Origin of the sequence: Bacillus chungangensis (assembly GCF_030812995.1) — a bacterium.
GTDB classification, from domain to species: domain Bacteria; phylum Bacillota; class Bacilli; order Bacillales; family Bacillaceae_C; genus Bacillus_CF; species Bacillus_CF chungangensis.
In genome coordinates this window covers 193,097-217,796 of record NZ_JAUSTT010000003.1, presented here as the reverse complement: position 1 = coordinate 217,796, position 24,700 = coordinate 193,097, and the positions used below count along the sequence as shown (strand labels likewise).

At 34.2% G+C, this 24,700-nt stretch carries 23 protein-coding genes; 18 read left to right on the top strand and 5 right to left on the bottom strand.

The window, feature by feature from the left end; all coding sequences use genetic code 11:
• Window positions 1–498 precede the first annotated feature (498 nt).
• From J2S08_RS04110 to J2S08_RS04060, 11 genes are all read left to right on the top strand, one after another.
• Window positions 499–2,448 (top strand): BglG family transcription antiterminator, encoded by a 1,950-nt coding sequence (locus J2S08_RS04110; protein ID WP_307226921.1) that lies wholly within the window; start codon window positions 499–501, stop codon window positions 2,446–2,448.
• Window positions 2,445–2,906, top strand: coding sequence for a PTS sugar transporter subunit IIA (locus tag J2S08_RS04105; RefSeq protein ID WP_307226919.1), 462 nt, complete (start codon window positions 2,445–2,447; stop codon window positions 2,904–2,906). Before J2S08_RS04110 ends, J2S08_RS04105 begins: the two co-directional genes overlap by 4 nt.
• 18 nt (window positions 2,907–2,924) lie before the next feature.
• Complete coding sequence (locus J2S08_RS04100; RefSeq protein WP_307226917.1) at window positions 2,925–3,239, top strand: PTS fructose transporter subunit IIB; 315 nt, start codon at window positions 2,925–2,927, stop codon at window positions 3,237–3,239.
• 147 nt (window positions 3,240–3,386) lie between these two features.
• On the top strand, window positions 3,387–4,451 hold the full coding sequence (locus J2S08_RS04095) for a PTS fructose transporter subunit IIC (protein WP_307226916.1): 1,065 nt from the start codon (window positions 3,387–3,389) through the stop codon (window positions 4,449–4,451).
• A 90-nt stretch (window positions 4,452–4,541) separates the two neighbouring features.
• Window positions 4,542–5,813 (top strand): class II D-tagatose-bisphosphate aldolase non-catalytic subunit, encoded by a 1,272-nt coding sequence (locus tag J2S08_RS04090; protein WP_307226970.1) that lies wholly within the window; start codon window positions 4,542–4,544, stop codon window positions 5,811–5,813.
• A 57-nt stretch (window positions 5,814–5,870) separates the two neighbouring features.
• The gene (gene tkt / locus J2S08_RS04085; protein ID WP_307226914.1) at window positions 5,871–7,874 is read left to right on the top strand and encodes a transketolase; all 2,004 of its coding nucleotides are present in this window, start codon (window positions 5,871–5,873) and stop codon (window positions 7,872–7,874) included.
• A gap of 477 nt (window positions 7,875–8,351) precedes the next feature.
• Window positions 8,352–8,579 (top strand): AbrB/MazE/SpoVT family DNA-binding domain-containing protein, encoded by a 228-nt coding sequence (locus J2S08_RS04080; protein WP_307226912.1) that lies wholly within the window; start codon window positions 8,352–8,354, stop codon window positions 8,577–8,579.
• Entirely contained in the window at window positions 8,580–9,314 is a 735-nt protein-coding gene (locus J2S08_RS04075; RefSeq protein WP_307226910.1) for an ABC transporter ATP-binding protein, read from the top strand.
• Complete coding sequence (locus J2S08_RS04070) at window positions 9,307–10,029, top strand: ABC transporter permease (RefSeq protein ID WP_307226908.1); 723 nt, start codon at window positions 9,307–9,309, stop codon at window positions 10,027–10,029. The genes J2S08_RS04075 and J2S08_RS04070 overlap by 8 nt, the downstream gene beginning before the upstream one ends.
• 1,038 nt (window positions 10,030–11,067) lie before the next feature.
• Complete coding sequence (locus J2S08_RS04065) at window positions 11,068–11,715, top strand: AbiTii domain-containing protein (protein WP_307226906.1); 648 nt, start codon at window positions 11,068–11,070, stop codon at window positions 11,713–11,715.
• A gap of 252 nt (window positions 11,716–11,967) precedes the next feature.
• The gene (locus J2S08_RS04060; protein WP_307226904.1) at window positions 11,968–12,513 is read left to right on the top strand and encodes a GNAT family N-acetyltransferase; all 546 of its coding nucleotides are present in this window, start codon (window positions 11,968–11,970) and stop codon (window positions 12,511–12,513) included.
• 208 nt (window positions 12,514–12,721) lie between these two features.
• Here the strand turns inward: J2S08_RS04060 and J2S08_RS04055 are convergent, their stop codons facing one another.
• Window positions 12,722–13,258 (bottom strand): dihydrofolate reductase family protein, encoded by a 537-nt coding sequence (locus tag J2S08_RS04055; protein ID WP_307226902.1) that lies wholly within the window; start codon window positions 13,256–13,258, stop codon window positions 12,722–12,724.
• A gap of 148 nt (window positions 13,259–13,406) precedes the next feature.
• Here J2S08_RS04055 and J2S08_RS04050 point away from each other — a divergent pair, with 148 nt between their 5' ends.
• Window positions 13,407–13,949 carry a TetR/AcrR family transcriptional regulator gene (locus J2S08_RS04050; RefSeq protein ID WP_307226900.1) on the top strand — a complete coding sequence of 181 codons (543 nt, stop codon included), beginning with the start codon at window positions 13,407–13,409 and terminating at the stop codon, window positions 13,947–13,949.
• Between the two features lie 198 nt (window positions 13,950–14,147).
• Here the strand turns inward: J2S08_RS04050 and J2S08_RS04045 are convergent, their stop codons facing one another.
• The 3 genes from J2S08_RS04045 to J2S08_RS04035 form a co-directional block, all read right to left on the bottom strand.
• Window positions 14,148–14,666 (bottom strand): GrpB family protein, encoded by a 519-nt coding sequence (locus J2S08_RS04045; RefSeq protein ID WP_307226898.1) that lies wholly within the window; start codon window positions 14,664–14,666, stop codon window positions 14,148–14,150.
• Between the two features lie 127 nt (window positions 14,667–14,793).
• A complete protein-coding gene (locus tag J2S08_RS04040; protein WP_307226896.1) occupies window positions 14,794–15,912 on the bottom strand; it encodes a sensor histidine kinase in 1,119 nt (372 codons plus the stop codon).
• Window positions 15,903–16,622 carry a response regulator transcription factor gene (locus J2S08_RS04035; protein ID WP_307226894.1) on the bottom strand — a complete coding sequence of 240 codons (720 nt, stop codon included), beginning with the start codon at window positions 16,620–16,622 and terminating at the stop codon, window positions 15,903–15,905. The genes J2S08_RS04040 and J2S08_RS04035 overlap by 10 nt, the downstream gene beginning before the upstream one ends.
• Before the next feature lie 163 nt (window positions 16,623–16,785).
• Between J2S08_RS04035 and J2S08_RS04030 the strand changes: the two genes are divergently transcribed.
• From J2S08_RS04030 to J2S08_RS04015, 4 genes are all read left to right on the top strand, one after another.
• On the top strand, window positions 16,786–17,709 hold the full coding sequence (locus tag J2S08_RS04030) for an ABC transporter ATP-binding protein (protein WP_307226893.1): 924 nt from the start codon (window positions 16,786–16,788) through the stop codon (window positions 17,707–17,709).
• A complete protein-coding gene (locus J2S08_RS04025; protein ID WP_307226891.1) occupies window positions 17,702–18,397 on the top strand; it encodes an ABC transporter permease in 696 nt (231 codons plus the stop codon). Before J2S08_RS04030 ends, J2S08_RS04025 begins: the two co-directional genes overlap by 8 nt.
• Window positions 18,398–18,436: 39 nt before the next feature.
• Window positions 18,437–19,297: a DUF4097 family beta strand repeat-containing protein gene (locus J2S08_RS04020; protein WP_370875624.1), complete on the top strand. Its 861-nt coding sequence runs from the start codon at window positions 18,437–18,439 to the stop codon at window positions 19,295–19,297.
• A 616-nt stretch (window positions 19,298–19,913) separates the two neighbouring features.
• Window positions 19,914–20,795, top strand: coding sequence for an aminoglycoside 6-adenylyltransferase (locus tag J2S08_RS04015; RefSeq protein ID WP_307226889.1), 882 nt, complete (start codon window positions 19,914–19,916; stop codon window positions 20,793–20,795).
• Between the two features lie 973 nt (window positions 20,796–21,768).
• On the opposite strand, the gene J2S08_RS04010 is transcribed toward J2S08_RS04015, so the two are convergent.
• Window positions 21,769–22,698 carry an IS110 family RNA-guided transposase gene (locus J2S08_RS04010; protein ID WP_307226887.1) on the bottom strand — a complete coding sequence of 310 codons (930 nt, stop codon included), beginning with the start codon at window positions 22,696–22,698 and terminating at the stop codon, window positions 21,769–21,771.
• Between the two features lie 262 nt (window positions 22,699–22,960).
• Between J2S08_RS04010 and J2S08_RS04005 the strand changes: the two genes are divergently transcribed.
• Together J2S08_RS04005 and J2S08_RS04000 are read left to right on the top strand one after the other, a co-directional pair.
• Window positions 22,961–23,656 carry a GNAT family N-acetyltransferase gene (locus J2S08_RS04005; protein WP_307226884.1) on the top strand — a complete coding sequence of 232 codons (696 nt, stop codon included), beginning with the start codon at window positions 22,961–22,963 and terminating at the stop codon, window positions 23,654–23,656.
• A 396-nt stretch (window positions 23,657–24,052) separates the two neighbouring features.
• Window positions 24,053–24,628, top strand: coding sequence for an RNA polymerase sigma factor (locus tag J2S08_RS04000; RefSeq protein ID WP_307226883.1), 576 nt, complete (start codon window positions 24,053–24,055; stop codon window positions 24,626–24,628).
• Window positions 24,629–24,700 lie beyond the last annotated feature (72 nt).

Below are 24,700 nucleotides of genomic sequence, written 5' to 3'. Positions count from 1 at the left end.
ACGATAAGAAAGTCTATACATTCAAGACATCATACATGATCAAGCTCCTTTCGCAATCCCTTTCCTTTACTTCCCGTATTACTAATGATGAGGATTTTAGACCATGTTAATGTTGTTCCAAATAATACATAAGATAACGTGTATATTTATGAAAAATGTTGTGCATAACAACTTGGAAAGGAGATATAGCAGACAAATTTTCCAAATTCTTGATCCTCTTTTTATTCCTAATGGTGCAAAGCATGATCGCAAAACTCACTATTTTTGTTGTTAATAAAATTTAAAGAACAGCTTCACTTGCTGTGAACGTTACGAATGAATAACAATCAAGATAATGTAAGCGTTTATTTTTTTTCAATTAGTTGTTGAAGTCAATTGTATTTTACAATAATATCTCTAAAAACTAAACTAAGATTGTAAGGGTTGATTCATACCATTTTCTTTAATAAATATGAAAGAAATCTGCTTTAAGTGTTTCCTTTAGAGGAGGTTTTACAGATGGAGTTAACGGATCGCCAAATACTTTTAATCAATTTACTTATGAATGAGTCTGAAACGAGGCCGGTTAAGCATTTTGCTAAAAAGCTAAATGTTTCCACTAGAACCATATACTCTGATCTGGACAAAATAAAACTTTTTGTTCAAAAGTTAGGATTTGATATTGAAAAAAAAAGGGGGCTAGGTATCAAGTTAAATTGGAATCAACAAAAGATGAAACCTAACCGTATGAATAAGTTAGCTCCTAAAGTACTATTTGGTGTTAAAGAAAGAAAAATCGAAATTCTCGAACGACTATTGTTTGACGGGGAGACAGTTACGTTAAACAGCTTGGCTGATTACTTTTTTGTTAGTAAAAGCTCCATTCATGCAGATTTATTATTTATAAAAGAACATTTATTGAATCAATCAACCGTTAAATTAGTTAGTGATATGAATGGGACACGAATAGAAGGAACAGAAGAAGAATTCCAGAATACGCTTGTTTTATTCAATGCTTTGCTAAGTGAGTATGAGGAAAAAAAGGTCGCTTTCTCGGATGAGAAAGACCAGAAATATTCTTTTTTAAAAAAATATTATGGTGATAGACTCGTTCAAATATGTCAAAGTACGCTATACGAATTTGTGAAAAACAAATTGGAAATGATCGCTGATTATTATATATATAACATTTTAAGTATTGTAATTGTTTTAACATACCGCTCCTCTTTAGGGTGTCACATTGATGAAGTAGAAGAAGGCTCTGGCAAACATTTTACAAATAATAATTCCAACTTACTTTTGGATCAAATCACTAGTGCTACAGGGATAAAATTTACAAAAGGTGACATAGCCTATTTAAATAAGCACATGGCAGCCAACAAAATGAGTTTAGGCGAGATAGATGTAGATTTTAAGCCAATTATAGATAAAGTGCTAACAAAATTAAGTAAAACATTAAAAGTTGATGTGACAAAAGATGCTAAATTGTCCAGCCAATTGGCTAAACATTTTCCCTCGATGATCTATCGATTAAAGAATGGCTTTTCAGTGCAGAATCCTTTCATCACACAAATAAAACATGAATTTGGATTAATGTACAACATTACGTGGTTTGTTATGAGTGACTTTGAAGATGAGCTGCAAGTAAATTTTACCGATAATGAAATTGGTTTTTTAATGATTTATTTCCAATCGACGCTTGATCGTATGCAATTAAGTAAGCGAGTGTTAATTATTTGTCCAACAGGAATAACAACATCAGGATTATTGTTAAATAGAGTTAGGAAAATACTTCCTCCTCTAGATTCAATTGAAATCGCTTCTTTTGATGAGATGTCCAAAATAAATCTCGATGAAATTGATTTTATTATTTCAACTGCACATATCAAAGTAGAAGATACTCCTGTAATCGTTGTATCACCATTAATAAGTAATCAAGATATGCAAAATATCTTGAAATTCTACAACTCGAACTTCGTTTTAAAAGAGGATAAAAGAAGTGAAGAAAAAGAAGTGAATGACTGTCTAGATAAAATAAATCAATATATGGACAAAAATTATATTGAATTCGGCAGTGAATATGAAAGTGCCGAAGAGATGATTGATGATGTGACAAATCGTTTGTTTACAGAAGGATATATCTTAAAAGAATACAAGGAAAGCTTGTTGGATAGGATAAAAAGCGGGGATATTGTGTTGCCAACGGGTGTTGCAGTTCCTCATGGCAATCCACAATACGTAAAAAAAACAGTGCTCGTATTATGCGTCAATAATAAACCAATTAAATGGAACGACCAGCATATACGTATTGTTATTTTCTTATGTATTTCCAAAGATGATTTGCAGCATGTGAAAGAAATATTAGGGGCAATCTACAGATTAATTGAAGATAAAGAAACTGTTGAAAAGGTCTTTATACATTCTAATAAAGAGGAATTTATAAAATTATTAGGAGGGGATATATCTTGATAAAAAAAGAAATGATTTCTTTAAATATAGAACTAAGCGACAGACGTGAAGTATTAGAGTATTTAGTAAATCAGGCAGCTGCAAATGGTTTAATCAGTGAGCAAGAACCATTTTTAACAGCGGTCATTGAGAGAGAAAAACTGGTTTCCACTTGTGTTGATTTTAATGTAGCGATTCCACATGGGAAGTCAAGTGTGGTTAATGAACCATTTATCTCTTATTTAAGTACAAATGAGGCGTTTCAATGGGATGATCGAGAAGATGATATCGTAAAGTACATTTTCTTAATTGGTGTTCCTCAAAATGGCGGCAGTAAGATTCACTTAAAATATATTTCACAAGTAAGCAAAAAATTAATGGATGAAGATTTTAGAAACCAATTGTTTGAATGCAGCGATCGAGATCAAGCATTTAAACTACTTAATTCAATTAATGAAGAAATTAAAATCGAACAATAAAGAAGGGAGAAATCAAAAATGAAAATTGTAGGAGTTACAGCTTGTACAACTGGTATTGCACATACTTACATGGCACAGGAAGCAATTGAGAAGGAATGTCGTAAAAGAGGACATGAAGTTATCATTGAAACACAAGGGGGAATGGGAATTGAAAATGAGTTAAGTGAGGAGGAAATCGAAAGCGCTGATGCCGTTATTTTAGGAATTTCAATTGGCATTGAGGGTGATGAACGATTTGATGAAAAACGTGATGAAGGAAAAGTACTAACGCTAGACCCTTCAGTCGTAATAAAAAATGTAAGTGATGTCATTGATCAATTAGAAAAGTTATAAGAAATGAACAGGCATGGCTACATTTCTTGTAGCCTAACCATCACCCAAAGTGAATCGTAACTGCACATTATTTCATTTATTAGTACCAATGGATTTTACCACATAAAGCACAAATTTTCTAAACTATCATAATAGGAGGGATATGAGATGTCCTTCAATGGTAAAAATGTTGGAGCAGAATTGAAAAAAGCGTTTAGCACAGGTGTATCATACATGATGCCCTCAGTTGTTGTCGGGGGGATATTTCTAGCAATTGCTTTATCGTCAGGAACGCCAACTGACGAAGGAATGGTTATAACGAATCCTTTTCTTAAAAATTTGAATACAATTGGGGTAGCTGGTTTTGCCATGATGATTCCAATTTTAGCAGGGTACATTGCATATTCAATTGCAGGAAAACCTGGGCTAATTCCTGGTATGATCTTAGGTTATATTGCTAACAATCCAATTGGAGATGAAGGTGTCTCAACCGGTTTCCTTGGAGCAATGATTGTAGGTATTATTGCAGGTTATATCGCTAAATGGATTAAAGGTTGGAAAGTGCCCAATACAATTAAAACGATCATGCCAATATTAATTATCCCGATCATTACAACTTTCCTTGTTGGTATGACATATATTTATATTTTGGCTCAACCGCTTTCTGGTTTTGTAGCTTCTCTTGTTGATTTCTTATCTTCTTTACAAGGTGGAAATGCTTTACTTCTAGGATTAGTAATTGGTGCCTTTACAGCTATTGACATGGGTGGACCAATTAATAAAACAGTTACTGCCTTTACACTAGCATTGATGGCAGAAGGTATTTTTGAACCAAATGGTGCGCATAGAATTGCAGTTGCAATTCCACCGCTAGGGCTAGCTATTTCTACATTTATTTCAAGAAAAAAATATACGCAAGCGGAACGTGGAATGGGTGTTAGTGCAGGATTCATGGGGTTAATTGGAATTACAGAAGGTGCAATTCCATTCGCTGTAAACGATTTAAAACGTGTTCTTCCTGCTATTATGATTGGTAGCGCTGTCGGCGGAGGAATTGGAATGCTGCAAAATGTCGGCACCTATATTCCTCACGGTGGACTAATTGTTATTGGTGCAGTAGATGGGAAACTATGGTTTTTCCTTGCGATGTTAATAGGTTCCGTTATCACAGCACTTATCTTACATTTCACAAAACCGGACTTACCTGAAACGAAGGCCCCTGTAAAGAAATAAAACGAGATTTATGAACGTATGAATTAGAAAAATCTTGACTCTGTTATAGGGTAAATGTAGCAATCGATATTATAGGAGGAAGCGACGATGATGAAGACACCGATTAATTCGACTGTGAAAGCATTATTAGAACTACAAGAAGAAGGAAAAAGCGCAACATTACTCGGAATAGGACCAATGTCAGGTAATTTATTACAAGCAAGCATTGAGTTAGCTAGAGATTATGATTTCCCATTAATGTTCATTGCAAGTCGAAATCAAGTAGATATGGATGAGTTAGGCGGTGGCTATGTTAACGGCTGGAATCAACATACGTTTGTGAAGGCAATTGAAGAAATGGCAAAAACCACTGGCTTTGACGGCTTATATTATGTTTGTCGTGATCATGGTGGTCCATGGCAAAGAGATAAAGAAAGAAATGATCATTTACCAGTAGATGAAGCAATGGCATTAGGTAAAAAATCTTATTTAGCAGATATTGAAGCAGGATTCGATTTATTAATGATTGATCCAACTAAGGATCCATTTGAAGTAGGAAAGGTAATTCCTCTTGAAACAGTTATTGAACGCACAGTAGACCTAATCGAGTATTGTGAGAAAGAAAGGATAGCTAGAAACTTGCCTGAAATAGGTTATGAGGTTGGTACGGAAGAAACGAATGGTGGATTAACATCTACAGACATTTATGAAAATTTCATTCTCCGTCTACAAGAAGAGCTGGGTAAGAGAGGTTTACCAATGCCAACATTTATTGTTGGTCAAACAGGAACACTAGTAAGGAAGACAGATCAAGTTGGTCAGTTTAATTTTGAAAATGCTTATGAATTAGCTAAAATGGCTAAGAAATATGGGGTTGGACTAAAAGAACACAACGGTGACTATTTAGACGATGTTACGCTATTAGAACATATCCCATCCCAAATTACTGCAACAAATGTTGCTCCTCAATATGGTACGGAAGAAACAAGAGCTTATTTGAAATTAGCGAACGTAGAACAAAAACTGAAAGAGTATGGCTTGATTGAAACCCCATCCAACATTAGAGATGTTATGCTAGTTCATGCCATTAAGAGTGAACGTTGGAGAAAATGGATGGTTGGGGATCAAACGAAATTAACGGTAGACGAAATAACAAAAGACGATGAATTGTCTGCTTCCATTTTAGATATTGCTGGTCATTATACGTTCAATAATGACGAAGTAAAGAAAGAGATTCATGCATTATATGATAATCTAAGTAAAGTAAGTATTGATGGACAACGGTTTGTCGTAGAACACATTAAACGACCAATCAGAGATTATGTAGAATGTTATAATTTAAAAGGATCTACCTCAAGAATCATGAATAAACTCAAAAAATAATAAGATGCAAAGAAGAGAGTTCCCTCTCTTCTTTGTTCATTTTCGGGAGGTTCCAAAATGTTCGATAAAATGGATGAATTGGGAGTTAATACAGTACGCATGTTAAGCATTGATGCAATCAATAAGGCCAATTCTGGACACCCTGGTTTGCCAATGGGGGCTGCACCAATGGCATATGTCCTGTGGGCATATTACTTAAAAGTAAATCCTAAACATTCTAAATGGGTGGATAGAGACCGCTTTGTATTGTCAGCAGGACATGGTTCAGCATTGCTTTATAGTTTATTGCATTTATCTGGATATGATCTAACAATAGAAGATTTAAAGAAATTTCGTCAATTAGGAAGCCGTACTCCAGGCCATCCAGAAGTGGGTGAAACGGATGGAGTAGAAGCAACGTCAGGTCCATTAGGCCAAGGTTTTGCAAATGCTGTTGGAATGGCCATGACAGAAGCTCACTTGGCTGAGACCTATAACAAAGAAGGATACAACCTCGTAGATCACTATACGTACACATTATGTGGAGATGGAGATTTAATGGAGGGTGTGTCTGCAGAGGCGGCATCATTAGCTGGTCACCTAAAACTGGGAAAATTAATTGCATTATATGACTCAAATGATATTTCACTTGATGGACCTACCGCAAAGGCGTTTACAGAAAATGTGGGTGCACGTTTTGAAGCGTATGGTTGGCAACATATATTAGTAGAAGATGGCAATGATTTGCAAGCCATTTCGGATGCCATAAAGGCTGCTAAAGCAGAAACAGACAAACCATCGTTAATTGAAGTGAAGACCGTAATTGGCTATGGTGCCCCTAATCAAGGTACGAATAAAGTACATGGAGTTCCGCTGGGGGAAGAAAGTACTGTGAAGGCAAAAGAAGTATATGGATGGGATTATCCTCCATTTACTGTCCCGACAGAAGTTGTTCAACGTTTTCAGGAAAAAATGATCGAGACAGGAGAAAAGGCAGAAGCAGAATGGGAGGCAATGTTTGCGGAGTATAAAAAACGTTTCCCCAAATGTGCTCAGCAATTTGAAGATGCCTTTACTAACAAATTACCGAAAAATTGGGATGATATATTACCGACATATACAACAGAAGATGCACCAGCAGCTTCGCGGAAAACGAGTGAAGCTGCAATCCAAGCAATTGGAGCGAAATTAGCTCCATTTTGGGGTGGTTCGGCTGACTTAAGTTCTTCTAACAATACGATGAACAAAGCGGATAAAGACTTCACATCCTCCAATTATTCTGGGCGTAATATCTGGTTTGGTGTACGAGAATTTGCTATGGGTGCGATTATGAATGGAATGCTTTTACATGAGGGAACAATCCCTTATATCGGTACCTTCTTTGTATTCTCTGACTATTTACGTGCAGCAATTCGCGTAGCGGCTATTTCTAAATTGCCTGGTATTTATGTTTTCACACATGATTCCATTAGTGTAGGGGAAGATGGCCCTACTCATGAGCCGGTTGAACAATTAGCTTCATTCCGTTCTATGCCTAATACAAGTGTCATTCGCCCTGCTGACGGGAATGAAGTATCACAAGCTTGGAAAATTGCTATAGAGTCGGAAGAAACACCAACATTACTAGTGTTAAGCCGCCAAAACTTACCTGTTTTAGAAGGAACGGCAGAAAAAGCAGCCGAAGGTGTGGCGAAGGGCGCTTATCTATTATCACCAGCAAAGGGCGATACACCAGATGGCATTTTAATGGCTAGTGGATCTGAAGTGAACTTAGCAATTAGTGTACAAGAAAAATTATCTGAAGTTGGTATTGATGTTTCTGTTGTTTCTGTACCAAGTTTTGATTTATTTGAAAAACAAGATAAAACCTATAAAGAATATGTCTTTCCAAGCAATATACACAATCGCGTTTCTATTGAATTGGGGTCAAGTTTTGGATGGAGCAAGTATACAGGGTTAGATGGTATAAACATTAGCATTGACAAATTTGGAGCTTCTGGAAAAGGCGAGTTAGTTGTAGAGCAGTATGGTTTTAAAGTAGATCAAATTGTGAAAAGGTATCAAGAAGTATTTGGGAATTAAATGGTGAATGGATTTTGTGAATAAAAGGATTTAGATCAGTGCACTGTTAAACGGCATTGGCTTTATATAATAGGGCCAATGCCGTTTTGCATGCTTGGAAATGGATGATAATGACAAAAATTTTAGAAAAGTCATTCATTGTTAAAATGTCCTTACATATATGATATTTACTTCTAACTCTCCTCTTATAAGCTTATCATTTGAACGGATTATCATTTCACCGAGTTAATTGGGAAGAAGGATCAAGCCTTGCAGCAATTAGTGCCAAAGTGATTAAAAGAGGAGCCGATACTTTAAAAATAGTGTCGGTTTTTTATTCAATAAAAAGGGCAGCTATTATCATCTTAACAGCGTGATTTTAGACATGAGATCATGCTGTTTTATTTTTTTTAGGTAGATTTTTTTTATAATACAATGTATACTTTGTATTAAAAGTATAACTAGTTATACTAAAATGGATTATGGGAGGTAAATGGAATGAAAGGACCAAATGGGAAATATATTTTCGGAACAGTAAAAGTAGGAGAAAAAGGGCAAATCGTGATTCCAAAAGAAGCGAGAGAGGTTTTTGAAATTAAACCAGGCGATTCATTGCTTTTACTTGGAGATGAGCAGCAGGGCATTGCTATTGTGAAAAATGAATTGATGTTTAAATTTGCGCAAGATATTTTAAACGCTGAAGAAATACGAGAGGATGGAAAATAATTGGCAGCCATTGAGATAAATAACCTAACGAAACAATATAAAGAACGCCCTGTCGTCAACTCCCTTGATTTCTCTATTGAGGAAGGCGAATTTTTTGCTTTACTTGGAGAAAATGGAGCTGGGAAAACAACATTAATCAGTATGCTTTGTTGTCTATTAGCACCCACAGCTGGTGATGCTTTTGTGTTAGGCAACAGTATTCGCACAGGCGCTGATACTGTGAAACAAAAAATGAATATCTCTCCTCAGGAAACAGCAGTTGCACCGAATTTAACCATTCGAGAAAACCTTGAGTTAATTGCTGGCATTTATGGAAGCTCTAAAAAGGAAGCAAAAGAAAGAGCGACGGAAATGCTTCAAACATTCGGGCTGACGGAACGCCAAAAAGATAAAGCGAAAACTCTATCAGGTGGTATGCAGCGACGTTTAAGTATAGCGATGGGGCTTATTACAAATCCTCAAATTTTGTTCCTTGATGAACCGACACTTGGGCTTGATGTTCGCTCAAGACGTGAACTGTGGGCAACGCTTTCTAAATTAAAATCCAAGATGACGATTGTCCTCACAACGCATTATTTAGAGGAAGCGGAAGCACTTGCAGATCGTATTTGTATTTTACAAAAGGGGTCTATAAAAGCGATTGGCACAGCAGAACAAATGAAAAAAAATACAAATACAACGTCGTTTGAAGAGGCATTTTTAACGATTTGCGATCAAGAGGTGACATATGCTTAATTTTGCAGAAAGAAATCGAAAAGAAATTTTTAGAGATCCACTTTCCATTATTCTTGGCATTGCGCTGCCACTTATTCTTTTAGTAATCTTTACAACGATAGAAAAAAACGCGCCACTCGATACATTTAAAATTGAAAACCTAACGCCAGGTTTAATTGTATTTAGCTTTGCCTTTCTAACGATGTTTTCAGCACTATTAATCGCAAAGGATAAGCAAAGTGCATTTTTAACAAGATTATTTTCTTCACCATTAACGGTGATGGAGTATGTACTTGGTTATGCATTGCCGTTAATTCCTCTTGCATTGTTACAAGGCATCATTTGTTTTGTATTGGCGAAGGTTCTTGGTTTATCATCTAGCTTAATGGATATCTCGCTGAGCATCTTAACGCTTCTTCCAATTGGACTTATGTCCATCTTCCTTGGACTATTATTAGGTGCGTTGTGTACGGAAAAACAAATTTCAGGTATTGGTACAATCTATATTACAGCAGTGTCTTTCTTAGGCGGTGCGTGGATGGATATCAATATGCTCGGCGGCACATTTCAAAAAGTAAGTAATGCACTTCCTTATGTCCATTCCATTCAATTAGCGCGTGATGTATTGATTGGGAATTATGATACATTTCATGCGCATTTTTGGTGGAGTATTGGATATGGCAGTCTTGCTTTAGTCATTGCTGGATTCGCATTTGTACGTTTATGCAAGAGATAGTGAGGGCTTTATAAAAGATTCGAAATGCGAAGTAAACAACCCCATTATCTAATGTTAAAAAACTGCGATTCAATTGATTGAAAGTTTAATAACTTTAAAGAGCCTTGCTACAATAACATGTAGAAAGGCTCTGAGTATTTTAAATAATAAAGTTGTTTTTCTGTAGTGCTTAAAGAAAAGAAAGTACTATCCTAATGAAATATATGCTACTGATTTAAGTCTTTCAGTTATAGCAGTAAAATAAATAATAATGAATAAAGGGATCGTCTTCTTTCTTAATCACTATACTGCATTTAAAATAATTTGAAAAAATAGATGAAAGAACGATTGATCATGCATTTAAGTATTAATATCCGATACAATTTCGAACTCATCCCCACCCGCTGCCTAATGTCTAACTATTAGGGGTCACTTCAATCCAAAGGGGTGTTTTTTGATAAAAAGGAAAAGAACGCTTAATATTTTTTTGATGAATCCATGTTATAATATCTATTGCAGTGTATCCGATTGGTACTGAATTTAAGGTTAATTAGCGAGAAGTCACCCATCTCATAGGTGGTGTAATGAATCGCCTTTTATAATCCTTTATATTACTATCATTCTATATAAGAAATGGTAGTTGCATAGATGAAATGAGATAGCAAATAATCATTCGTATTCTTATTCCTATGATCATCTTGTACTTATAACGAAAATCGCAGGCAAGTGATAGGGATTAAATTCTGGCTATTCAAAAATATATTCCGTTAGGAGAATCTTTAGTTTTGGAATCATGATGAAGATCACATCCATACTATGTTTAAAAAGCACTCTAAATCAACATTATCTAAAATTCTTTGTTTGCTAAATCGTTTGATTGTGTTCACAAGGATAATTTAATAAAACAAAAAATGATCTTATTATCAAAACAAGGTTTTGATTAATCAAATTTCTAACACCAGATCAATTTAAGACAGCATTCCTTTCAAGTTTTAGTGTTGGTTAACACAGGAAATAAGTTAAGAAGTAGTCTTATCAAAATTTAAAGGCGGGTTATTAATGGCTAGAAGTCAACTTTTAAAAGATATGGTGAGTGGAACATCGAAATTAGAAACCATATTATTACGTTTGAAAATTATTTTCACAGACTTAGAGGATCGTTCAGTTCTTAAATGGATAAATGGAGAAATTGAAGGCTATAAAGATAATGAAGTACCTAGTTACCGAGTATTGAAAGGGGAGCCTAAAGGCACTTATACTGTGAATTTTTATGAAAAATACACAAATGCACCTGTGCCTCTAAAACATGTATTGACATCTGAATTAGTGGATGAACTGTCTACTTTAGAAATAAAAGATGGGCTTGTGGCCATCCAAAATATTTTAAAATCAAAATATAGAAATAAAATTACAAAAACGATACCGACAGAATTATGTGATAGTATATCGAAGCCAAAATTTAAAATACTCTCAATGCATATCAGTTTCTCTTTAAACCAGTTTGATAGCATTGTTTCAATTGTGAAATCAAAGTTGACTGAAGTAATAATGATGCTAGAAAAAACATTTGATAACATTGATGAATTAGATATTTCATCTCAAATAAAAAAAGATCCATCCATTAGAGAAATGGTAATATATAACATACAACATATTATTTTTGATAAATCTCTTAAATACAATGAGAGCGTAAAATATTTTGTGTAAATGAATAATGACACAAAAAAGGAAGACCTTTTCTTGATAGAATTGAGTTGCCGAAATCATCCCTTCGAACTAGTATATTCAAAAAAAGAGTAACGATCTATTTGAAAGGTTGGAAACTCATTTACACAAAAATATTGACGGTGCCTGCAAAAAAATACAACAGGTTATTTGATGGGATCTGCAGAGATAAAAATATTATAACGCCTCTTCCTTGTTTTATTTCGCTGAATCAACGATGAATGGGAGTATATCATGATAATTAAAAAACAAGAATTTTATGTTAATGGGATACATTATACGATTAGATCAGCAGTCGAAAAAGATGCAAAAGATTTGTCTGAATTAAGAATACATATTGATGGAGAGACCGAAAATTTAGACAGAGAAAAAGGGGAGGCACTCATAGATATACCAGGTTTTGCACAAATGATTAAAACAGATACTGAAAATAGAAGGAACTTATTTTTAGTAGCCGTAGTTCATGATCGGATAGTCGGGTTTTCAAGATGCGAAGGAAATGATTTGAATAGATTCTCCCATAAAATAGAGTTCGGAGTATGCGTATTAAAAGATTTTTGGGGATACGGTATTGGGAAAAATCTGTTAAAAGAAGCTATTTTTTGGGCTGACTCCAATGGTATTAAAAAAATCACTCTGAATGTTTTAGAAACAAATGATAGAGCCATTAAGCTTTATAGAAAGCTTGGCTTTGAAATAGAAGGTATATTAAAAAAAGACAGAATTTTCTCTGACGGAAAATACTATAACACCATTATTATGGGAAGGTTTAACGAATAATCCCTTCATAAAACTGTTGGGTTCATCAATTCACATATGTACGTGAATTGGATTATATAAATCTCCTATAATCAATATAGACGTTTAACATAACCTAAAAAAAATTTATCTACTTTTATGAGTAACAAAAAAGCAGGAGGAAGCCCTTCTGCTAATTTTTCCGTTTTATAACGAAATGAAAGTATCATATTAGTTTATAAAAATGATGCTAATGATGATTCGTATATTTTGTATAAATAATTCCGTTTTTAGCATCTACTGATTTTAACCTTAGACCTATTTCTTTATTAAAAGGAGTAAATAATGGAATTCCTTTCCCTAAAAGCACTGGAATAATAGCTATTTGATATTCATCTATCATATTTTCTTTGACAAGAGACATCGCTATTTGACTTCCGCCTACAATCCAAATATCTTTGCCTGTTTCTTTTTTTAATTTTGATACCAATTCAATAACATCTTCATTAACAAAAGCTATTTCTTCTTGATTTTCTTCTTTTTTACTTGTCAAAACATATGATTTAGTTCCTTTATATGGATATGCATTGGGAGAAAGTTCATTGACAATTTGATCATATGTTTTTCTTCCGAGGATGACCGTATCTATTTTTGAAAAAAATGTTTCATAGTGATAATCTTCTTCTAATGTTTCTACATGTCTTTCAATCCAATTAATGTTTCCATGCTCATCAGCGATATAGCCGTCCATACTTATTGCAATATATAAAACAACTTTTCTACTCATATTGTTCCTCCTCTAAATATTTTTTCTTGAAAATTCATTATAGAATAAGATAAACGGGTAAAATAGAACCATTTGTTGTAGGATGTCTTATTACACAACACTTTCATAAAAGTGTCTTAAAAAATGGATAGAAAAGAGGAATTAAAAAATGGATAGGAGAAAACAACGTTCTATGCAAATCATATGGAATAGTTTTTTTGACTTGATGACAAAAGAAAATAACTATTTTTCAAAAATCACCGTAAATCAAATTTGTGACAAGGCAATGATTCATCGTTCTACAATTTATAAACATTTTGACGATAAATTTTCTTTGCTGGAATATGGCCTTCATCAATTATATGAATCATACATTGAGATTTCATTGAAAAAAAGAGTCCTTGAGCCTTTTAAATGGGCCCATGTTTTTTTTGAAAACTCGCAAGCTCAACAATTAGCACTTGCTCAAAAGAAAGATGAACTTTTTTTCGATTTTATGAAGAACTTCTCTATACAAATGATGAAAAAAGATGCTTCTAAACTTATTAAATATGATAAAAATGTAAACATACCGGAAGATTTACTAGTAGATTTTCTTGTATCATCCATCTTTACTTTAAGCGAATCGCATGATAAAAAGAAAGATACTGTCAGTTTAGAGCAAATGGATTTTTATTTTAAGGAGTTAGTTATATCTAAAATGATTAAGTAATAAAAAAAGAGTATTAGTCGTCTTTTAGAATGAAAGCAATTTATAAGCCTGTAGTTGAAAGTGAAAAACCCCTAATACTATTTGTACAGCATTTTATTGCTTTTTAATCTAGTCATTAATGAGAGTAAAAAAAGCAGGAGGAAATCCTTCTGTTGTAATGAATAAACACAACGTTCAAATAAATCTTATGTGTTCACTTTAACGTTTTGACCAATACCATTTTATTGCTTCTTTTTCAATCTCTTTTACGAAACGATCTTTTCCGTCACCGTATCCTTCAATATCATTAGGATATTGTTCAGCAAGCTCACTTTTTAGATCCCCATACTGTTTGCAAATGTCTGGGTATTCACGAAGATAATCTCTAAATACTAAGTGTCTTTCAATTTCAGTTATATTGTCAAATTGGAAAGCATGGATTTGGTGGGTTCGATTATCTCCGCCCTTTCGAAAATATCTCCGCCCAACAATTCCAAACTCTCCCATGACCTCATATCCGATTTGTTCAAATTGTTTCGAAAATAAATCTAATGTATGGATATCACGAACAACAAGGAGAATATCAATAATTGGTTTTGCTTTTAGCCCAGGCACAGAAGTACTTCCTATATGAAAGCTATTTATTAAATCATCTTGCAGAATAGCCTTGATAGTTTGCTCCTCTTTTTTATATTCTTTTTTCCAATTTTCATCATAGTTTACAACTTTGATCATCATAATAAATCACCTCTTTATATATTAAATTATCGAGGTTATTGAAAAGTCAATAACCTTACCTTCTAAACACTAAAAGCGTAAACATTTGTCTAGTTTCAAAAATGAATGATTTCCGACTTTTGAAGATTTAAGACCTATTTTCTAATGAACGACCTTTTTTCGGCAATATAATATTAAATGATGTTCCTTTAGCAGGTTCGCTCTCAACTGAGATTGTACCATTATGAGCATGAACAAGTTTATAGACAATTGCCATTCCAAGTCCAGTGCCATCAGAGGAGGCATCGGTTGTCGTTCCACGATAATATTGTTGAAAAAGATTTTCTTTCATATGGGTAGGCATGCCAACGCCATTGTCCATAATGTGAATAACGACATTTTCTCCATTGTCAGAAAGCTGTGTATATATATCGGTTTGTTCAGGATTGTGTAAAATTGAATTCATTAGAATGTTTTGTAAAATGCGTTGCATGAATTTAGGATCAAATGAAACGCTTATCACAGGCGTATTGGTTTTAAAGTGCAGTTTATAGTTGCTTGCTTGTGGATTATGGCTTATGTTGGCAATAACCCTTTTTGTAAATTCGACTAAATCTTGAGTCGTCTTATTTAAAGGCAACGCACCTGCAGTACTATTTAGTTGTAATACGAGGCTTAAATCTTGAATTAATTCTTCCATATGTATTCCTTTATCATGAATTTCTTGCAAGAAAGAATGAGCCTCTTCTTTTGACCACTCATACTGATCATTCAATAAAAGCGTCGAATAGCCTGTGATATATGTTAAAGGCGTTTTTAAATCATGAGAAATCCCCGCAATCCATTCCTGTTTTGCTTGTTCAATTTTTTTTCTCTCCACTTCATTAGCTTGTAATTTCACGGCCAATGTTTGAAGGTGCTGAAGTACCTCCTGATACAGACGATAGCGCATACGAAGCTTTCCTTTCCGAGTGTAAATTTTTAGTAAACTCACAGGCTGCGTATAGTTTTCTTGGGAGAGTTGTTGAATCCAAGTCATGATGAAACCAATCGGGCCGCCAAAATACCATCCAAACAAGGCAATGCAAATAATCGTGCTAATACCAGAAATCCATGCTACGAGCAAATCTTCATCAATTGTATGAACAATGATATTAAGCAGTGGAAGAATGCCTTCAAGAATAATGAGAATGCTGAAACCAGTCACTAGCATCCAAAGACTAAGTCCTAATACTAAATGAAAAGTAAATCGCGTTTTTATTCGCATATAAACGCCTCATTTGGAGGGATGAATTTATAGCCAATTCCTCGTAAATTGACAATGATTTTTGGTTTACGTGTATCATCGCCAAGTTTTTTCCGCAGCTTGGATATATGGATGGTAACGGTTTTTTCTTCTCCAAAAACATCATTTCCCCATACGAATTCGTAGAGCTGAGCTGTTGTGAAAATACGATTAGGATTTTTGCAAAAGAAATGCAACAGCTCCAGCTCTTTAGCTGTGCATTCAACGGGTTGATTATTAACGGTAAGAGTTGCAGATTCAGGATTAAAAATGAAGTAGCCATAATCGAATAAAGTGTCCTGGTGTTGTGAATGCTCATTCATTTTCTGCCGACGAAGGATGACTTTTACTCGAGCAACTACTTCTAGAGGATTAAAAGGTTTTGTAATATAATCATCTCCACCTATCCCTAATCCCGTTAATTTGTCGAAGTCTGTAGAACGTGCACTAATAAATATGATCGGTGTGTTCGTATTTTTTCGTATTTCCGTACATAGTTCAAATCCACTTATGTCTGGGAGCATGATATCAAGCAAAATAATGTCATATGCTTTTTCTTTAATGCGCTGCAGCGCACCTTTCCCCGTCGATGCGGTCTCTATATGATTGAAGTTCTCTTTTCTTAATGTAATTTCTAATAATTTCAATAGACCGATTTCATCATCTACTACTAATATTTTTGCGGATTCCATTTTGATTATCCCTCATTTCATTCTCATCTTACCCAATTTACTCTCTTATCTATGTTTACAATAAAAACATTACGAGCATTTTTCTTAGCGTTTACTTTGATTTTACTTTCATCCATTAAGCTTAGTGTAGCATATCAAAAAGTGATTCAGGAGGAAATAGTGAATGGAAGCAGTCATTCAAATCAATCAATTAAGCAAGACATTTAAGGGAACCGAAACAGTTTCTAATGTCAATATGAACATTAAAAAAGGTGAAATTTATGGTTTTTTAGGCCCGAATGGAGCTGGTAAAACAACTATTATGAAGATGATCTTAAATTTAGTCAAACCATCTTCTGGTGAAATCATCGTATTCAATCAGCCTGTCTTAACAACATCTTATCGATATTTAAAGAAAATAGGCAGTATCATTGAATATCCTGTGTTTTATGAGCGGCTGACAGCAAAGGAAAATTTAGAACTTCATTGTCAATATGTTGGCTATCATGATAAAAAAGCGGTTAACGAAGCTTTGGAAATTGTTGGTCTTCACAATGTAGGAAATAAAAAAATTCATGAATTTTCTTTAGGGATGAAGCAACGCCTAGGGATTGCACGAGCAATTGTTGCTAAACCGGAGATCCTCATTCTTGATGAACCTATCAATGGACTCGATCCAATCGGGATTAAAGACATTCGTGAGCTTTTATTACTTCTAAAAGAGAAATATGGAATGACGATTTTAATTTCAAGTCATATTGTTTCAGAAATTGAATCGATAGCAGATACGATTGGCATTATTAATCATGGAAAAGTATTAAAAGAAGTGAAGATGGAAGAAATCAGAAAAGAAAATGTTGGATATCTTGAAATCAAAATAGACAATTTGAAAAAAACAATTCGTGTATTGGAAGATAAATTAGAAATTAAAAAGTATGAAATAGTAGACCATGATCTGATTCGGATTTTTGAACAAGATATTTCCCAATCTCAAATCAATAAAGAATTGATTATAAATGATGTTATCGTCAAAGAAATTGAAAAAAAACAATACAATTTAGAAGCGTACTTCTTAAAACTTATTAATGGAGGCAACCAACATGCTTAAACTAATAAAGTTAGAATGGAAAAAACATCACTTATCTAGTTATTTTAAGGGATTACTAATTTGTATTGTGGCTATTTTTGCTCTTGAGGCTCTTATAGTATTAGATTCTAAAGGTGAAAGTGAGCCAATGTTTACAGATTATGCGGAATTCATGCTTTTAACAAATGTTTTAAATAGGATCGTATTTATCATTTTTTCAAGTGTCATTTTATCACGTCTAGTTATTAATGAATACAAGAATAAAACGATTCAATTATTGTTTGCCTATCCGTTGCGGCGTAAAAAATTAATTCAAGCTAAATTATCAATTGTCTTTGGTTTTTGTTTTTCTAGCATCATTATTTCTACTTTAGTCATCAATATTTTAACTTTCTTCTTAAATCCAATAATAGGCCTCTTTGAAGCACCTGTTAGTGTAAATGAAATGATAACGACAATTCCATCTACTTTAACTAGCGCATTGGCGACTGCTGGAATAAGCCTAATTCCATTATATTTTGGCATGAGAAAAAAATCAGCTGCTACAACAATCACCTCATCTGTAATCATTGGATTTTTGATAAACGCTGAAGCGGGCAGCTCCTCTAGCTTGCTCGACTTTATTGGTGTACCAATTGTATTATGTCTATCTGGTCTTACAATTGGCTATCTTTCTTATCATAAAATTGACAAAATCGATGTGGCCTAAGTCATTATATTAGCAATTGAATAAAAAGAGGGATAAAAATTGAAAAAAATGATATTCGTTTTTGTTGCATTCATTGCAATTGGAGGATTAGCGCTTAGCGTCAAAGAAGCAGGGGGGAAAAGTTTCAAAAAAAAGTATTCCTTTGAAGCAGGGAGTGTTGAAGAAGTAGAAATAAACAACGAATCATGGGATATTGCGTTTAAAAATACCGAAGTAAAAAAAGTGATAATCGCAGTTGAAGGAAAACGACAAGACAAGAAGAACGATCCTGTAACAATAAAACATAGTGAGAAGAAAATGACAGTGAATCAGGAAGATCAGGGCATTGAAGGATTCAGTTTTGGAAAAAAAGGCACTATCTATATCTCCATCCCAAAGGGTGAAATAGATGCTATTATTTTGAATAATAAATTCGGTGATATAAGAATGAATGATGTAACAACAAAAAATATCGTCATTTCAAACGATTCTGGTGCTGAAAAAATTGAAAGATTGTCAGCAGACAACGGGAAGTTTGTATCAAAAGAAGGAGAACTTAGGTTGAAAGATAGTTCGTTAAAGGAATTAACGATAGCTTCCACTACTGGTGACAACTATCTTGCAGGTGTAATTAGCCCAAAGATGAAAATTACTTCAACAGATGGTGAAGTATTAATCAAAGATACAAAAGAAGGAAAATCATTGCTTGTAGAAACAAAGTCAGGAGATATCACTGTATCTTATAAAGAAGCTCCTACTTCATTAACACTTGCTGCTAACAGTGATTCCTCTGATATCACAATTGATTTAGAAGGCTTTAAGAAAAAACAGCATACAGAAAAATCAAAAGAAGGCACGATTGGTGATGGATTAAATAAATTGGGGCTTTTAAGCAAACATGGAACGATAAATGTAAACTAAGATATAAACAAGTATGTTGATGAACAGAAGCAAAAGGGGCATGCTATCAAATGAAGGTAAAGGCAGCTGATTTTACAGCATTTGTTTAGTAAACTTTTTTAGCAGACAAAACAATATACTTTTATATAAAAGGTAAACCTGAAAAACTAAACTGCATTACTGATGTCTGCTAGCATCGATAAAAACGAATATATTTTATACTGCAATCAAATTCGAACCAACAATAATCAATCTATGGATGAAGTCCTTCTTGAACAAATGATTATGGTTAATACTACCAATATTGTATAATTAAATGACGAGACTTGTAGGGAATTTATCACTGAAAGTATGAATCACAAAGAATGACACCCCTTTGAGGAAGGTGGATGTTGTTACAAGTCTACATTCTCCTGTTTTACAAAAAGAATAAACCGAAACCTCCATATCATATTTACAAAAAGGTGATGTCGGTATTCTACTTACATGAATAGGTTAGTATAAAAAACTAAAAGGTTAGGAGGAACCCTCAATGACATTTTTTGAGCATTTTATATAACTTAGTTGTGTTTATATTAGAGGACCTCCTTATATTGGTGGTTTTTAAGCAATCATTACCATATAGGAGGGGAAGATATTGCGTTCAGAACAGGAAATGTTGGATTTAGTTTTAAAAGTCGCTAAGGAAGATAGTAGAGTTAGAGCTGTTGGGATGAATGGTTCACGAACAAATCCGAATGTTCCAAAAGATGCTTTTAGGGATTATGATATTGTCTACCTTGTGACGGATATACAGTCTTTTATAGATGACCCCAATTGGATTACTATTTTTGGGGAGCGGATAATGATGCAGACACCAGAGAATATGGCTATGTTCCCGCCTGAATTGGGTGAAAGATTTTCTTACTTAATGTTATTTACAGATGGGAATAGAATTGATTTAATCCTTGTTCCGATTGAGGAAAAGGATCAATATTGCTGCGAGGATAGGCTAACGGTGATCTTATTAGATAAAGATGGGACGATGCCTGCTATATCTCCGCCAACAGACGAAGAATACTGGGTAAAAAAACCTTCTACTGGTTATTTTGCAGATTGTTGCAATGAATTCTGGTGGGTCTCCACTTATGTAGCAAAAGGATTATGGAGACGTGAAATCCTTTATGCCTATGATCATTTAAATCTAATGAGGTCAATGTTAATCAAGATGATTGAATGGAAAGTAGGCATAGAAACGAACTTTTCATTGAGTATAGGAAAAAATGGAAAATACTTAAATCGTTATGTTGACGAAGAAACATGGACGAAACTGTTGATGACGTATCCAAGTGGAGACTATGAACATGTTTGGAAAGCTTTGTTTATCATGACGAATTTATTTGAACAAGTTGCTATTGAGGTGGCAGATGATTTAAATGAAAAATACCCTTATGAAGAAACTAAAAAGGTCAAACCGTACCTTACACACGTTCAAAATTTGCCGCCTGATGCAACGGAAATTTATCCCACATCTAACTAACTGGCAGTAAGACCCCCACCTCGGGGAGTAAGAGGAATCAGAAGCGCTAGGTGGGGGATAACTGAAAGTCAAATGTCCGATTGGTTCAGGCCTACAGGATAAGGAAAGCTTCTTGAATCAGCATCGCACGAAGAAAAAGTGCTCTTCTTTTTCGAGGATGTCGGTCACAAAGGCGTTGCAACAGGACGTTGCGATCTTAGCCTTTGTTCTACTTCTTATCAGTGGGGGATGAGAGAAAACCCCCACTGATGGAAGTTTCACTGATATGAACGAAACTTTCAAGTCCCTACTCTATTTTTTACAAAATGTGCTATTTTAGGGCAACCTTAAGAAAAGACCACTATTTTAGTGTTCTCACAAAAAACTTTATACGGAGTGGCGGGCATGGTAACCTCTTGGGTGTAGCCAATTTATCTTATTAATTGGCGTCTTGGCGTAAGACTCATGCCCGCAGAGGACTCCGTGTCAAGTTTTTATACTTCGACGAAGCACCTTATTCACGGACCTTCATTGGTTAAGCACACGGCACGAAGGCAAAAATACTCTACGACGGTGAGCATACTGATATCCGTGGGTTTTCACATTTTATCTTTCCGTCTGGGGAGCTTCCACTAACTTTATACGTGAATCCATCCAAATTGGACTGTCACAAGTGAAACTCGTGGATTCTCCTTTCCGGTTTTTGTCTTTGCCTCCGAGCCCTACTCTTATTCAATTCTTGTCCTATGTTTATTTCATCTTATGTCACGCGTTTAAAATATTTAAGTGATCAAATACTCATTCGTTTTAGCTTACTGTGGTATATTTATCATTTACTGATTCGATTTCTTGCGCAATTGCCCAAACAAAACCTGCTAGCTTTCTTGCTATTGCAGTAACAGCTTTTCCGCCTAGCTAGTAGACGATAATACTTTTTGTGTAAGCGTTGTTGTGCTTGCCATGAGATTGCATTAATGGAAGCAGATTGCCCTTCTTACCTTTTTTTCAATTTTCCCTTGACTACGGGTTTGTATCGATAGCTCCATGCGGATTCTATTAACAGCCAACGAAGATGGCGATTTCCTGTTTTAGTAATATTACCCTGTTTTCTTATTTCTCCACTTGAGTGTTCACTTGGAACTAACCCTGCGTAAGCCATTAGTTGACTTGGCGTCTTAAAACGACGAAATGATCCAATCTCAGCTACTAGTCCTGTCGCGGTTATCGTTGCCACACCTCTTAGTACTTGAAGTGCTTGGATCATTGGGGCATGGAAACCTTCTTCAGCTTGCTTTTGAATTTCATTGTCAATCCGTTTGATGCGTTGTTCTATTACTAGCAGCTCATGAAGATATTCTTGAAATACAAGACGCAACATTGAATTTTCAAATGTAAGTGTTTCTAACCATTCACGATAAGCATATGTCCATCTTTTTATCCCTTTAGGAGGATGAATATCTCGTCGTAATAAGAATTTAGTTAAACGATGTTTAGCTCGAAGTTCGTCTTCTTTTCCATCTTTTCGTATTCGAACTAAATCTCTAAGCGCTTCATCCTCTTTGGTAGGTACGTATATAGATGTAAGCTCTCCGACTCTAAATAATTGTGCTAAACGAAGTGCATCTCGACGATCCGTTTTCACTCGGTCTCCTGGTTTTTGTGGGATAAGCGAGGGTGCAATGACTGCACATTCTACTCCAATGCTTACGAGCAAACGGTATATATCATATCCCGTTGGACCTGCTTCATAACAAAATTTTAATTGATCTGGATTACCCAGTTTTTTTACTAACTGTCTGATAGCATTTGGTGTATTAGAAATCATCCCAAGATACCTTGGTTCATTTCTTCCTTCATCAGCGATCGCAACAGCAATTTTTTCCTTTGACACGTCTAAACCTACGTATTTTGTGGTATCCTTCATATTAATGGCTCCTTTCGTAATGCAGCTCTGATTTGGTTTTCTATTTAGTAACAAGTCTAACCAAGTTAACCTGCGATTTTACGAGTAAGGGGCCAGTTTCGTTCATGATAACTTTATTAAGAGCAAATGGGCCTTGCATTAGCAGTAAATATCAAGATTTTTATCATTGCTACAACTTGAAGATAGCTGGCTTTTGTATTATTGTAATCAGTAAAATGTATACGTATTAACTGGAGGAATTTCTATAAAAGGCGGTAATGTTATGGCGATTAGATGGGGAGAAATTAGATGTGAAAATGACATTCATTTAGAAAAAGTGTTCGATTTATTTGATCAAACATTTCCTATTGAAGTAAGGGAGTCACACAATATTTTCTTGAAAAGTTTACAATATGCGAGAAAGAGAAAGCCAAATAATTATCGCTTTTTAATTGGTTTGGAAGACGACCGTCTTGTTTCTTTTGCAACTGGGCACTATTTATCAGATGTAAATTCAGGGTTTATCGTTTATCTCGTTACGAATCCTTTGGAACGAAGCAAAGGATTAGGTGCAAAAACATTATTGAAACTAGAAGAATTATTAAACAAAGATGCTATCTTAGCTGGAAATACTTCCATAAAAGCGATAATCTTGGAAACAGAAAAACAAGAGATGGTACATACGGAAGAAGAAAAAGAAGATTGTATCAAAAGACACAAATTCTTTGATAGAAATCATTATAAACTATTTGAAAAAATAGATTATCTACAGCCTCCGTTACTTAGTGGGGAAAGTATCATACCATTAAATTTATTTATTAAAAATGTCCAAACTGATGAGCTCACAAAAGAAGAAGTCAGTGAAGTGATTAGAGCCATCTATAAAGAAAAATATTACTTAGTAAATGAAATCGATAAAAATGTTCTCAATAGTTGTCTAGAAAAGATGGCAATCGATAATGAAGGCTTATGCAACTAAAGGCTCGTTAAAGTATATTCCAATTGGATAGTGAGAGTATGTTTTAAAGATGGAGTGATTTTTAATGTGAGTCATATATAGTCGTTGAACGATAAATGGTTCAACGACTATATAATAAGCTGATTTAATTAGAAAAAACTAGTATTTATTTAGCGTAACAACTGTTCAACAACTAATTAAGACAGTTAAATACACTAAAGAAATACTTCATAAAAATGTATTTTACATCATTTTACACAAAAGGATATTTGGTGTATTTTATTGTATAAAATGTTATCATTAAGTAGACATCAACAGATTTCATTGCATGTTGCTTACTTCTTAAACATGCCATAAACAAGGGAGGGGTAAATGATACTAATATAAAAAAATTTGTTCTGGAGGGTAGCAAAATCCATGAAAAGTTATTTGTTACTCCTAGCATCTAAAAGTTTTCAACAATTTAATCACGAGACGCAAAACGCTATTTATAATGAATTTTATCATCTAGTATATCCCCACATTTTCAATTTAGTAAAGGACCACGCAACAACAGAGGACATTATTCAAGACTCGTTTTTGAAAATCATTCAAAAAACTCCAAAGTATGATAATCAGGAAAAATTTAGAGCTTGGTTTAAAGTAATTGCAAAAAATACAACATATAATTATTTAAGAAAACATTCAAAAACACAATGTGAATTAGATGAGAATCTTTATCTTAAGTATAGTAATCAATTTATCTCATGCTGTAGCCAAAGTTTAGAGGATGAAGTAGAATCAAAGATGATGATAGAGGAAATGGAAAAATATTTAAATCAAATCAAGTCTGATTATCGAATATTAATAGATTTGAGATGGAAACAAGAACTTACTTATAAGGAAATTGCAGAAAAAATTCATTCAACTGAAGAAAAAGTTCGGCAAAAGCTGCATCGTGCACGAAAAGCGGTTAAAAAGATTTTTCTAAAGAAATGGGATTTTAACAAATAAATGAGTTTTTATCGTAACAATATAGAGAAAATTAAGAATAAATAACAATATTCATTCGTATTTTTTTAATAC